The following is a 12,482-nucleotide window of genomic DNA, read 5'->3' on the forward strand; positions in this document are numbered from 1 at the left end:
CTTTTGAATGGATGAAAGAATCAAGGGCATCGGGTGGAATACTGTCGACTAGATGGTGGATCGAAAAAGCAATGTCATTTTCTTGTAATTTAACTTCTAAATCTAGCGGCAAAACCAATTGATTCATGTTATAATCTTTAAACATAAGGACACTTCTTTCTGATTGGATTTTGTGTGGTAACTTAATTTTATCAGAAGGTGTCCTTTTTTACGTCAAAAATAATGAAAGCCGGTAAACTTTTACTCATCGTAAAAGCTTGCCGGCTATTTTTCGTTAGCGGAGGGTTTTGTCCCAGCCTCTAAAACTTGTTTTTACATAAAAACAAATACATAAGGGCTGAAGAAGTCCCTATTTCAAACCTATCTTTGTGATTAACGAATATATGCGCCCGGAAACATAGCGATCCTGTAGTATAATGATATTACTTGGAGTTATAGGAGGAATCACATTCTATGTTTGGCGCTGGGATTAGTATAATGGATTATTTTACGGAGCAAAACATCGAACTCTTTTTGGAACGTTTTCGCTCGCTGGGACCCCTGCCCGGCATACTGCTAACTTTTCTGAAATCTTTCGTCCCGCCACTGCCTACCATCGTGATCGTTGGTGCTAATGCCGCCATCTATGGGCTGTGGCTGGGTTTTTTATATTCATGGATCGGTCTCGTAATGGGCAGCTTGCTTACATTCTGGCTGATTCGCAAAGCATCGGATACACCCTTTATTCGGCGCTGGGCGGCCAAACCGAAAGTACAGAAGGCCATGGTATGGGCGCAGAGGAACGGATTTAGCTTCGTTTTTCTCTTAAGCCTGCTCCCGATAGGACCGTTCGTCGTCATTAACATGGCAGCAGGATTAACGCGAATGCGGACGGTTCCTTTTGCGGCAGCCGTCTTACTAGGCAAAGGAGTGATGGTATTCTGCATTTCCTATATCGGAACGCACCTATCCGATTTTATCCACCAGCCCGTCGAGCTTATTGGTGTAGCGTTGTTTATTGCAGCTTCCCTATGGTTGAACCGGAAGTTTCAGGCATATTTCACGTCCTTGGCGGCTGTAACACCCGAGCCCGCGGATACGATGGAATAAAGCAGGGGAGAGAATCTTGGATCAAGATATTAATTAATTGAACAATGATGATTGCGCGCCCCCTGGCCGTTCAGCCAGGGGGTTATTTTATATTTCTAGTTGTATAAAAAGTTTGTATTCTATTGTTGTGCTGTCAATATAATCGGACCATCCGCAGTAATGGCGACCGTATGCTCGTACTGTGCGGAAAGCGAGCCGTCAGCGGTTCTGGCCGTCCATCCGTCGGCATCCATCGTCATTAACGATTTTCCGGCATTGATCATCGGCTCGATCGTAAAAACCAACCCTTCCTTCAAGCAGCACCCTTTGCCCGGATTCCCGACGTGGGTATAATTGGGCTCTTCGTGCATTTCCCTTCCTACGCCATGACCAAGCAGATTGCGCACCACTGAGAATCCGTTTCGCTCGGCATCGGTTTGAACCGCGTGCATCACATCGCCGATTCGATTTCCGACGACAGCTTTTTCGATGCCGAGATATAAGCATTCCTTCGTTACCCGCATCAGATTACGGGCTTCTTCCGACACCTCGCCGACCGCATAAGACCAAGCGGAATCGCCGATCCAGCCGTTCGCCTCCGCGACGATGTCGATTGTAACGATATCGCCTTCCTTGAGCGGCTTCCCGTTCGGAAAACCATGCGCGATGACATCGTTAACAGAAGCACATGTCGCAAACGGATAGCCGTTGTAGCCTATCGTATAAGCCTTAGCGCCATTTTCCTTCAGGAATCGCACCGCGAACGACTCGATATCGAGCGTCGTGACACCCGGCCGGATCATACCTGTGATTGCTTGGTGAAAAGCAGCGAAAATTCGGCCGGCTTTTCTCATCTCTTCAATTTCTGCTCTCGATTTCAGGATGACCATTCCATTTATCTCTCCTTTGCCTGTATGCCTGAAAAAATCATATTGACGATGCCATCCACATCCATCTCGTTACGCATATCGTGGTGGATGTTCAATGCTGTGTAGCCCACAAGCGAGCCAAATATCAGATTAGCTGTTTTCTCTGGTGAGTCGGAACCGATTCCTTCACGGATCACTTCCACAAACGGCAAATAGATCCGTTTCTGAAAATCGGCAAGCAGCTTGATGAATCGGTTTCCCGGGAAGTGATGAAAATTATCTGCAACCGTTTTAAGCAAAATAAACACGGAAGGATCCTGGATGCACTTCCGCAGGAGCAGCCTGGAGAACGACTCCGCTTTAAGCAAACTGCCGCCGTCCACCGTCAAAGCGGGCAGTACTGCAGACTCCGTTCGATATATATTATTTGGTGGCGAGGATCAAGTGATTCGATTCGCCTGTTTTTTTCGGATAAAGCTTGTTGCGCCCACGCCCTACATAAACGGATGGACCCTGTTTGCCCACAACAGTCATTAAATATTAGATAACTTTAAAACCCAGTCCAAATCGGGCTGGGTTTTGTCATGTTCATAAGATGGGTAAGCTGATGAGAACGGCTTTGGAATGAACTTGATACTGTGGAGTTGAAGCCGTAAACGCATATTAAGGAGGCAATTATGCTATGGCAGCTGTAAGACCAATGATTGCTATCACAGGTATTGGCACCGCGTTGCCGCCTTATCGCATGGACCAGGCTGATACGGCACGACGAATCGTTAACGCGCTGAGCAGTAACCCGGATTCAGCCCGTTGGGCCAGAAGAATATTCAAGCAATGCGGTGTCGAAAGCCGGTATACATGCGAGCCGGAGCTGCTGCAAGAAGCTGCGGTATGCCGTTATATGCCGCAAGAAGATCATTCGAAAGTGCCGTCGACGGCAGATCGGATGGCGGTCTATAAGCGGGAATCCGTCCCCCTCGCTTTATCTGCGGCGAGAGCGGCCTTAGCGGATGCGAAGATGGATGCCGAGCAGATCACGCATCTGATCACGGTTAGCTGTACCGGGCAATTCCTTCCGGGGATCGATGCGGCCTTGGTTCGAGAGCTAGGGCTTGTGCCTTCGGTCATGCGAATCCCGCTCACCTTCATCGGATGCGCTGCCGGGATGAAGGCGATATGTTTGTCGAAGCAGCTGGTGTCCGGAGATCCGAACGCGAACGTATTGATTGTGTGCGTCGAGTTGTGCACCCTCCATATTCAGCCTTCCGGGGATCGGGAAGCTTTATTCGGCGCTTCTTTCTTCGGCGATGGAGCTTCAGCTTGCGTAATCGGCGTGGCATCCTCGCAGCATCAGCATGTATACCAGCTTGGTGATGATCGTTCGGTACTGCTGCCTGGGGGCGCAGATGATATGATTTGGGAGATCGGCAATGTTGGGTTTGACTTATATCTGTCCCCGAATATTCCGAGATTGATTGGCGATCATGTTCCAGCAGAAATAGCGCAACTCGGTAATGACGAGCCTCCCGAATTATGGGCGATTCATCCAGGAGGCAAAGGCATTGTCGAAGCGCTGCAATCGAAATATGGTCTGAGGGATGAACAGGTTGCGCCAAGTCTCGGTGTCCTGCGAGACATTGGAAATGTATCCTCTGCCACGATTTTGTTCGTCATGAAAAAGATGAGGGAACAGCTGCAGGAGCAAGGTACGGAGCGGGCATCGGGACTTGCGTTAGCCTTCGGCCCAGGTTTGACGGCGGAGATGATCCAAATTACTTATGTTGCTTCCAGCGTGCCATCTAAGCGCCGTAAGGAGAATTCGCATTATGTTTCTTAAGCTTCATCGGCGGGCATCGGCGGCTGAGCTTATGGACGATTTCACAAGTGGCGGCGAGGAGCTTCGTGAGGCGTTACGGGAGCTTCGCCGCTTGAATCGGCTGTTCGCGGCAAGCGTGCCAACGTTATACGGAATTAAGCAATTGTGGCGGAAGGCGGGCAAGCCGAAGCAACTGTCCATTACAGACGTTGGTGCAGGCTCCGGTGATGTGAATCGGCGTGTTCTGCACTGGGCATCGTCGCAAGGCGTTGCCTTGGCGATCACGCTGGTCGATTTGACGGAAGAAGCTTGCGCTGAAGCGCGCCAATTGTACCTTGATGAGCCGCGTGTTAAGGTCATACGCGGCAATTTGTTTTCACTCCCTGAGGCGAGTGCGGATATCGTGACAGGCACACAGCTGCTGCATCATTTTTCAGAGGAAGAGCTGCCTCTTGCCGTTACAAGCATGCTGCGGGCGGCCCGGCTTGGCGTTGTCGTTAATGATATCCATCGGCATTGGATCGCTTGGACGGCGGTATGGCTTGCTACCCGGGCTATGACATCGAACAGGTATATTTTGAATGACGGCCCATTGTCTGTGGCCAAAGGCTTCCGCTCACAGGATTGGAAACGCCTTAAACAGGCGATGGGGATCCAGCAGATCATGTATTCCTGGAGGCCGTTGTTCCGTTATACAGTCGTAATCGGTAAGCCTGATTCATATTTAAGCGGACGGAGCTGATCGAATTGAATCATGATGTGGATGTCGTCGTTATCGGGGGAGGCATCTCGGGAAGCTGTATCGCTAAGGCACTTGCGGATAAGCAGTGGGAGACGGCTTTGATCGACCGGCGGACCTTCCCGCGTCACAAGGTGTGTGGGGAATTCCTATCGCCAGAAGCCAAGAGCACGCTGCACGCGCTTGGATTAACCGAGACGGTCGTATCTCTTCATCCAAAGCGGATTGAACGGGCCCGGCTCATTTTCGAGCAGGGCGGTGAAATCGAGCTGCCGCTCCCTGGCGCGGCCTGGGGACTTAGCCGATACATGATGGATGAGGCGTTGCATACAGCCGCGACGCAGACTGGAGCACAGCTGCACCTAGCTACAACGGTTACTGGAATTGAGCAGCAGGGAAAAAGTTATACCGTTCGAACGAAGCAGGGAACGGATACAAAACTGTTCCATGCCAGAGCTGTCATTGCGGCCTGGGGAGCGAATTCGCGGATTGAGAATGCAGGACATCGTCCGGATGCAGCGGCTTCGCGCCAGCAAGCCTACATTGGCGTTAAAACTCATTATTCCGGTTTAAAAATGGAGCCGGTGCTTGAGATGTATTTCTTCCACGGTGGATATTTAGGATTATGTCCGGTTGAGGATGGCAGCGTGAATGCTGCGGCGCTGCTTAACCGCAGCGAATTTGTGAAGGCGGGCAAATCGGTGTTGTCCATTCTGGAGGCGGCAATTCAGCGCAACCGGAGACTCGCCGAGCGGCTTGCAACAGCTGTGCCCGTCCACGATACGCAAGCTGCTGTCGCACCTGTCTATCTCCAGCATAAGCCATCGCCATGGAACGGGCTTCCTCGAGTAGGTGACGCTGCTGCGACGATCGCTCCGCTGTGCGGTGACGGGATGTCCATGGCACTGCGCTCGGCCGCATTATGCGCTCCGCTTGCCGACGGTTTTTTGCGGGGAAGTGTTTCTTTAGTGGAATGGGAACAGTGCTATACGCAGGCGATCCGGCAGGAATTCGCCAGTCCTTTAAGATGGGGCAGCCTGCTGCAATGGCTCATGAGCAAGCCTACCGTTCAGCAGCTTCTGCCAAGCGCGGCCCGATTCGCGCCTCTATTGGCAAACGATTTATTTCGAGCGACAAGATTGAAACCGCTGGAGCCGCTGGAATTTTAGGCGGGATGCTCACTAAAAACAATGGAACGAGATAACCGCTATATGGCCTCTTCTAAGTTTGTTGAACTTGGGAGAGGTTTTTTTGTTGTATACATAGTTTACTGTATAGAAAAGTGAGTTTTCTGAAAAAGTTTATTCTCTTACTAAAAAACTTTTTTCACTTGGGAGCGAATTAAGGGGTGATAACACGTTCAGCCAGATGACTTGTGAACAGTTCGACTGGACGGACCAAGCTGTCCTGCAGTTCGAAATACAGCATGAGCTGTGCAGCCTTGTCCGCCAGTTGTCGTACAAACGTTATAGCTCGTTTGATAAAAGTATAGTTCTACAACGATTCTTCTTCAAGTATAGCTCCAGTCGGCAATACTGCTACCACTCTATCTTTGACATGCTGATTGAGCAAAACTTCTGCATCCAAGATGGCTGCTGTCCCTTGATCCGTCGATGAGCGAATGAGTCTACCTAATCCTTGCCGTAAGCGAAGCAGCATATATGGCAGATCTACTTCTTCATATGCTGAATCAGCGGCTTCCCGTTTAGCCATAAATACAGGATCTTCCGGTGGATAAGGCAGTGACCAAATAATAACGTTGGATAATGAAGGTCCCGGTACATCCAGACCCTCCCATAGGCTTGCCGCACAGAGCACGCTTTCCTCTGTATTTTGGAACTCAGCAATGAGGCTGCTAATCTCACGGTCACCTTCATATAGCATAGTATAGGATGCGAAGTATGGCTGGTGCGAAGCGGCTTGCTTAAACTCGCGCAGCTCATTCATTGTTCTGAATAACAATAGAGCTCGTCCTTCGGTGCGTTTGATCAGCTTGGCCGCCAGGGCCAGCTTCTTCGACGCAGCAGCCTCTCTCTGAATCTCTCCATCTTGCAAAAGTTCACTTGGTGCTAATAGCTTCATCTGCTTCTCGTAATCGTACGGAGAGTCCACAGAAAAGGATAAAAATTCGCTGATTCCAAGACTTCCCGCTACGTAATCAAAAGATCCATCTACCGATAAGGTTGCTGAAGAGAATACAATCGGCATCTGCAGTCCGAATACCCGTTCCTCCAGCACTTCCTTGACCGTTTGCGGCATAATGGCAAGTGTTGCAGTACCATCCTCATTTTCTTCCGCCCAGCAAATGTAGGTTTCAGGCTCACGGAACAGATGAAGTGCTGTTTGAATCATATCCAGATGCTCTTCAACGATACGCAGCTTATATTCATCAAGCGTGTACAGGCCACTCTCAAAGACCAATTCTTCATCAATAGCTTCAATAGTATTTTTCCAGCGATTGAGTTCTTTTAGAAGCTTCTCATCCATGTGGATTCGTTTTCGATCAGAACCGGGTATCGCTGTACTTTGCTCCGCTACTAGAGAAAACACAAGCTCACTCTGGTCAATGGAATCTTCAATTCGTTCGGCTAGTGTTTCCCTGATCTCTCCATCTAGAAGACGAGTAATAATCTCTTCATATGCACTATGCTTCAGCTTATAACTGAGGGCATGTTGTGCTGCCGATTCGAGTAAATGTCCTTCGTCAAAGACGACTGAACTATGTTCAGGGAGGAGGGGAAGCTGACCTTCTCTTTTTCTTCCCTCATAGGTCCACACATGCTCCATGTAGTAATCATGGGAACAGATAATAAGGTCTGTAGATTTTCGATAATGGTCCCGAGATAGGGTCATGCCGCAGCGATGTCTTTTATCACATACAAAACAGTCCTGAAACGAATCCCAGTTGATCTTATTCCACTGTTCATCATTCAGATGTGGGTATTCCTTACGATCGCCGTAAGGGTAAAAAGATTGCATCGTTCCTGGGGAATGAACAAAATCAGGAAGATTTTCATACAGGTCTTCAATAACCGCCGCATCTTCATCCTGAAGACGAACGCCGTCTATTTTCTTAAGACATAAATATTGATCAGGGGATTTACCGAGCCGCGCATCAATCTGTAAATCCAGATAACGGGCAAGCTTAGCTATATCTCCTTCCTGTTTCACAAGCTGCTCAATGAGCGACTCATCTGCACAGGTAATCACTGCAGGCTTACGTGTATATCTTGCATAATTAACTGCATAAAGCAGGTAAACGAGTGTTTTTCCCGTGCCTACCCCAGCTTCTGCAAAAATAGTTTTCTGATCAGCATAGGCTTTTTCCAATTGGTAAGCCATAAATATTTGTTCATCACGGACATCAAATCCATGTTCAGGCAACACATCATAAAAAACATCCGCAACCCAATCGCCGACCTGCTTGACGAACGGTTCTGACGGATCATAGGAGAAAGGATATCGCTCCACGCTTACGCCTCCGACATTATCATATTCTTATTAGCAAAACTCAAATTATCTCATAAATGAGTAGGTTTGGCAACCTGTCTTTCTCCTCATGAAGCGGGTTTGTACACGCATGAGATGCAGCAGCAGATCAAACTTTTACTGTTTATAGTAAAGCTGGAAATGAACATGTCTCCAAATATTCACGGGCTAAAATATAGGGTTACTATACGTTAAATGTAGGGGTTGAAAGGAAATGTATTGAATATAACAACTTGATTTTTAGTAAATGCTTTGTGAAGTCTTGAAATCAAACAGAGCATGTATTATGATTTAGTTAAGTATACTAAATTAACGGAGGGTATAAATTGAACAAAGAGATTGTATTAAACGGGGATAAGAAAAAGAAACCATTCCTTTTTAAACTTGGAATAGCGCTTCTTATCCTTTATCCTATACTATGGGGATTTGCAGTTATCTTACCATTTACCCCATTTCCAACTCACATAAAAGCCACTGCTATTACAGCATGTATAGTAATAGGAGAAATCTTTTTTTTGATAGGTGTAGCCTTTGTGGGCAAAGAATTAGTGACCAAATATAAAAGCAAACTAAACCCAAAAAACTGGAGAAGAAGAGGTGACAAACAAAAAGATGAAAGATAAAAACCTACCTGAGGAAATTAATCAAACACTTGAAGAACTATGGCTGATACTTGAAACAAAAGAAAGAGCCTATACGAATTTCCAATTGAATAATCAGCAATATTCGTTATTAACATTAATTATTCGGCACCCATCATCCACTCCTACAGAGTTAGCAGATAAAATGAAAATTACCAAAAGTGCTATCAGCCAACAGTTAGTAAAACTCGAAAGTGAAGGTTATATTTACAGAAAGCAACATTTAGAAGATAAGCGTACAGTTTTAGTTGAATTAGGTGAAAAAGGATTAATTTATAAAAAAGAAATGGAAAGATTTATGCAGCAAATTTCCGAAAAATATTATGCAATTTTATCACCCGAAGAACTAAAAAACCTTTTATCTGCACTTCAAAAGTTAACAAAAGTAATTGATCAACTATAATAATTATTGAAATTCAGTTTAAAAAAAAGTAATTAACACCCTAAAGAGACTCCCACCTCTAATTAGGGATTATAGGTTTATCCATTGGTTTCCGATCACAGTCTGCCATGGTTTGATATAATCTTCTTGAATTAATGTTTTTATTCTCTTTCTCATTAGCGGGGAGGTGTTTTCCATCCGTAACGATGAGCTGAATGATCCCAAAACATCCGCCGATCCAGTAAATGATACCGATGTCCCGTTTGAATGGGAAGAAGAATTTTGGAATCTGGAGGATGACATTGAAGAGGATGAGTTGAATCACCGACCCAAAAGAACATGGATCAAAAAAACAATTATTGTTATGCTGGCCATTCTGCTACTCGGTAATCTAATCGCTTTTATACCACAGATTTATAATCTACTGACACTACGGTTTTTGAAAAAGGATGCACAGTTATCACAAGATGAACAGATCCAGCAATATAAGCAAGCCGTTGTCAATGTTAGTATCGGCGGTCGGAAAGGTACAGGGTTTAATATCGCTCCGAACGGACTCATTATTACGAATCAACATGTTTTGGATGACGACAAGGCTGGCATTATCCAATTTTTAAATGGGAAAACATATTCGGCAGATGTTATCGTAAGTGACAGCGAGCTCGATATCTCGATACTTAAAATTAGAGACAATGCGAACAACCTGCCTACACTGCAATTGGAAACAGAGATAGCCTATCAAGAGGGCGATCCTATTCATGTCATCGGAAACCCGCTAGCATTCTACCGAATCGCCACTGAAGGCATAGTGCTAGGATTAACCCCATTAGAGAGTCGCCAGCTTCCCATGCTCATGATACAGGCACCAATTCATAACGGAAACAGCGGCAGCCCTGTTATTAACAATAAAGGGAATGTTATTGCAGTAGTGTATGCCACAACAATTACATCACAGGGGGACCAATCTATCACTGTAGGTCTTGCTATTCCAATTGATTATTTGGAGAAATATGAAAAGATAATGTTTCAATAGTATCAGGAAGCTAACTGGCAGTTTACTTGGGTCAAAATATAAAAATCCCTTTACTTAAACGATGATCGAGGCGTATAATCCGTTAAGACACCGGAGTGAGAAGAGGGAATTTGATTATGAACAACGGGTTGGTCAATGCTATTATTGCGTACATCATGTGGGGGGTTCTCCCGCTTTTTTGGAAGTTGTTTAACGATGTGCCGGCAGGCGAGATTCTGTCACATCGGGTTGTCTGGTCGTTCGTCTTTATGGGTATTCTCGTCGCAGTCCAGCGTCGCTGGGGTGACTTGAAGCGGATTGCGGCTAGCCGCTCGCTCCTGCTGTCGCTCACCGCTAGCGGACTGCTGATCGCTGCCAATTGGCTCATCTTCATCTGGGCGGTCAACAACGACCATGTCGTTGAGACAAGTCTCGGCTATTATTTGAACCCGTTACTGAACGTGCTGCTTGCTGTGGTTTTCCTTCGTGAAAAGCCAAACCGTGGCCAATGGCTTGCGATAGCCATCGCTGGCGCCGCTGTGCTCATCATCGCCATCGACTACGGACGTTTCCCATGGATCTCAATCACACTGGCCGCGACGTTTGGCTTGTACGGCCTCGCGAAGAAGAAGATCGGACAAGACGCTTCTGTAGGCTTGCTGTCAGAGACAGCTGTAGTCCTGCCTGTTGCGCTCGGCTACTGGATCTATTTGGCCGCAGTGGGAAAGACGACGGCATGGACGCTACCTGTGTCCACGTTAGTCGAACTGCTTCTTTCCGGCGTGGTAACAGCGCTACCGCTGCTTTTCTTTGCGCGAGCGGCAGCCCGGATGGCGCTGTCCACGCTCGGCTTCGTACAATACATCGGGCCGACGATTATGCTGTTACTTAGCGTATTCGTGTTCAAGGAATCGGTCTCGCCGATTCTTCTCACCGGCTTCGCGCTCATCTGGACAGCGCTTGTCGTATACGCTGCGGCATCGGTTCGCGGCACGAAATTCGCCAAGGCGCATTGACGAAAAACACATCCACTCGGTACCGACATAACAGCCATTTCCGTCCGCAGGGGAGGAATGGCTGTTTTCTGTTTGGGGTTAACGGAAACTTGACTGATTGTAGCGCTAACGCCAAAATTTTGTTATGTTAATTTTTAAATAATGATCTTACATTCAATCCACTCTTGTTCAGCCGACTTCAAGAGCTGAATGTTGCTTACGACGATGTCGCAATTTGTATGCTGGACCATCTTGAGCTCGGAGGAGCGTTTAAAAGAAAAAGGGTCGGTCTATCCTATCAAAGCAATATTACAGTGCGCTGAGGAGAAGGGGGGAATGGGTTTGTTTGAATTACTGCTCGTTTTGCATATATTGGCTTTGATCGCCATCATTGGCCCTGCTTTCGTGATGCCCATCATTCGCAGATCCGCTAGAACCGTCGGCCAGCTGCACTTTGCTTTTGATCTAACGAGCAAACTTGCCATAATGCCTAAAATTGGCGGAGCCGTACTTATTTTAACCGGGGTTTGGCTGATGATAATAACCAAGATGGGGTTATCCCAAATGTGGCTAAATGTATCCATCCTTTTATTTCTGCTCATGGTCGTCATGATCGACGGATGGATCGAGCCGCGGATGAAAAAGATCATATCTGATAGCCAAGACCAGAGTAATGAAATACCCGCCGAGTTCGGACTAATGATAAAAAAAATCATACCCATCGAGAAGGCAGCACAAATGCTGATGATTGCCATATTGGTGCTTATGGTTATTAAGCCATTCTAGCTTTACGGAAGCTTCCTTTTTGGCTTGTTGAAGTAATGGGCAGGATGTTCAATGTTAATAGCGTATATTAAAGAGGTGCTTTCCGATATTTCCAGTAATTTGGACCTTCACAAGGGTAGGTGAATTGACAATAGACACTAAAGTGAATGAAACAAAGCCATCATTATTAAATAGATTGAAAACGATGGCAAAGAAACTCAAAGCAAACTTAATGGTAATGTATTTGGCATATCGTGACCCACGAGTACCCTTATTTACGAAAATATTTGCAATTTGCGTTGTTGCGTATGCTTTTAGCCCTGTAGACTTGATACCAGATTTTATACCGATTCTTGGATACCTTGATGATTTAATTCTTGTACCATTAGGTGTTTACATAGCCTTACGACTGTTTCCCAGAGAAGTGCTTGAAGAATACAGAACAAAGGCAGAGGAACAAAGAAAATTAGGCAAACCTAACAATTGGATTACAGGTACACTTATAATAGCCGTTTGGATTGCGTTAGCAGTATGGAGTGGTTGGTATATCTATGGACTGTTGAAGTAACGGGGAACAGTACCTTCTTTGGTTATTGAAATAACGAGCAAGAGATCGTAATAAATGAATATAACTAAAGATGACCTTTTATCGTTGTCTTCATTTCAAATATCATGTTAATGTATTATGTTCGAGGATGGTGATTGT

13 protein-coding genes are annotated in these 12,482 nt (G+C 46.3%); 10 read left to right on the forward strand and 3 right to left on the reverse strand.

All coding sequences use genetic code 11. From position 1 onward, the window contains the following. Window positions 1–453: 453 nt before the first annotated feature. Window positions 454–1,089, forward strand: coding sequence for a TVP38/TMEM64 family protein (locus G358_RS0128380; protein ID WP_019640648.1), 636 nt, complete (start codon window positions 454–456; stop codon window positions 1,087–1,089). A 119-nt stretch (window positions 1,090–1,208) separates the two neighbouring features. On the opposite strand, the gene map is transcribed toward G358_RS0128380, so the two are convergent. Beyond that, window positions 1,209–1,958 (reverse strand): type I methionyl aminopeptidase, encoded by a 750-nt coding sequence (gene map / locus G358_RS0128385; protein ID WP_019640649.1) that lies wholly within the window; start codon window positions 1,956–1,958, stop codon window positions 1,209–1,211. 5 nt (window positions 1,959–1,963) lie between these two features. Further along, complete coding sequence (locus tag G358_RS31060; protein WP_240480120.1) at window positions 1,964–2,305, reverse strand: hypothetical protein; 342 nt, start codon at window positions 2,303–2,305, stop codon at window positions 1,964–1,966. A 314-nt stretch (window positions 2,306–2,619) separates the two neighbouring features. Here G358_RS31060 and G358_RS0128395 point away from each other — a divergent pair, with 314 nt between their 5' ends. The 3 genes from G358_RS0128395 to G358_RS0128405 are packed head-to-tail and all read left to right on the forward strand — an operon-like array spanning window position 2,620 to window position 5,661. Further along, window positions 2,620–3,774 carry a type III polyketide synthase gene (locus tag G358_RS0128395; protein WP_019640651.1) on the forward strand — a complete coding sequence of 385 codons (1,155 nt, stop codon included), beginning with the start codon at window positions 2,620–2,622 and terminating at the stop codon, window positions 3,772–3,774. After that, window positions 3,764–4,495 carry a methyltransferase domain-containing protein gene (locus G358_RS0128400; RefSeq protein ID WP_019640652.1) on the forward strand — a complete coding sequence of 244 codons (732 nt, stop codon included), beginning with the start codon at window positions 3,764–3,766 and terminating at the stop codon, window positions 4,493–4,495. The genes G358_RS0128395 and G358_RS0128400 overlap by 11 nt, the downstream gene beginning before the upstream one ends. 5 nt (window positions 4,496–4,500) lie before the next feature. Continuing rightward, window positions 4,501–5,661 carry an NAD(P)/FAD-dependent oxidoreductase gene (locus tag G358_RS0128405; protein ID WP_019640653.1) on the forward strand — a complete coding sequence of 387 codons (1,161 nt, stop codon included), beginning with the start codon at window positions 4,501–4,503 and terminating at the stop codon, window positions 5,659–5,661. Between the two features lie 325 nt (window positions 5,662–5,986). Here G358_RS0128405 and G358_RS0128410 read toward each other — a convergent pair whose 3' ends face one another. Then, window positions 5,987–7,963 (reverse strand): ATP-dependent DNA helicase, encoded by a 1,977-nt coding sequence (locus G358_RS0128410; RefSeq protein ID WP_019640654.1) that lies wholly within the window; start codon window positions 7,961–7,963, stop codon window positions 5,987–5,989. 344 nt (window positions 7,964–8,307) lie between these two features. On the opposite strand from G358_RS0128410, the gene G358_RS0128415 reads away from it, so the two are divergent. From G358_RS0128415 to G358_RS0128440, 6 genes are all read left to right on the forward strand, one after another. After that, the gene (locus G358_RS0128415) at window positions 8,308–8,604 is read left to right on the forward strand and encodes a transporter suffix domain-containing protein (RefSeq protein WP_019640655.1); all 297 of its coding nucleotides are present in this window, start codon (window positions 8,308–8,310) and stop codon (window positions 8,602–8,604) included. Then, complete coding sequence (locus G358_RS0128420) at window positions 8,594–9,025, forward strand: MarR family winged helix-turn-helix transcriptional regulator (protein ID WP_019640656.1); 432 nt, start codon at window positions 8,594–8,596, stop codon at window positions 9,023–9,025. The genes G358_RS0128415 and G358_RS0128420 overlap by 11 nt, the downstream gene beginning before the upstream one ends. A 166-nt stretch (window positions 9,026–9,191) precedes the next feature. Then, window positions 9,192–10,037: a S1C family serine protease gene (locus G358_RS0128425; RefSeq protein WP_019640657.1), complete on the forward strand. Its 846-nt coding sequence runs from the start codon at window positions 9,192–9,194 to the stop codon at window positions 10,035–10,037. A 116-nt stretch (window positions 10,038–10,153) separates the two neighbouring features. Next, window positions 10,154–11,032, forward strand: a complete 879-nt coding sequence (gene rarD, locus G358_RS0128430) for an EamA family transporter RarD (protein WP_019640658.1) — start codon at window positions 10,154–10,156, stop codon at window positions 11,030–11,032. Between the two features lie 315 nt (window positions 11,033–11,347). Then, window positions 11,348–11,797, forward strand: a complete 450-nt coding sequence (locus G358_RS0128435) for a DUF2269 family protein (RefSeq protein ID WP_019640659.1) — start codon at window positions 11,348–11,350, stop codon at window positions 11,795–11,797. Between the two features lie 124 nt (window positions 11,798–11,921). Further along, complete coding sequence (locus G358_RS0128440) at window positions 11,922–12,344, forward strand: YkvA family protein (protein WP_019640660.1); 423 nt, start codon at window positions 11,922–11,924, stop codon at window positions 12,342–12,344. The last annotated feature ends 138 nt before the right edge of the window (window positions 12,345–12,482 follow it).

This window comes from Paenibacillus fonticola DSM 21315, assembly GCF_000381905.1.
In the GTDB taxonomy this organism is placed as follows: domain Bacteria; phylum Bacillota; class Bacilli; order Paenibacillales; family Paenibacillaceae; genus Fontibacillus; species Fontibacillus fonticola.

Bases quoted from the DNA above. Each gene is read 5' to 3' on its own strand.
- G358_RS0128380 (WP_019640648.1), top strand. From the start codon at position 454: ATGTTTGGCGCTGGGATTAGTATAATGGATTATTTTACGGAGCAAAAC.
- map (WP_019640649.1), bottom strand. From the start codon at position 1,958: ATGGTCATCCTGAAATCGAGAGCAGAAATTGAAGAGATGAGAAAAGCC.
- G358_RS0128395 (WP_019640651.1), top strand. From the start codon at position 2,620: ATGGCAGCTGTAAGACCAATGATTGCTATCACAGGTATTGGCACCGCG.
- G358_RS0128400 (WP_019640652.1), top strand. From the start codon at position 3,764: ATGTTTCTTAAGCTTCATCGGCGGGCATCGGCGGCTGAGCTTATGGAC.
- G358_RS0128420 (WP_019640656.1), top strand. From the start codon at position 8,594: ATGAAAGATAAAAACCTACCTGAGGAAATTAATCAAACACTTGAAGAA.
- rarD (WP_019640658.1), top strand. From the start codon at position 10,154: ATGAACAACGGGTTGGTCAATGCTATTATTGCGTACATCATGTGGGGG.
- G358_RS0128435 (WP_019640659.1), top strand. From the start codon at position 11,348: ATGGGTTTGTTTGAATTACTGCTCGTTTTGCATATATTGGCTTTGATC.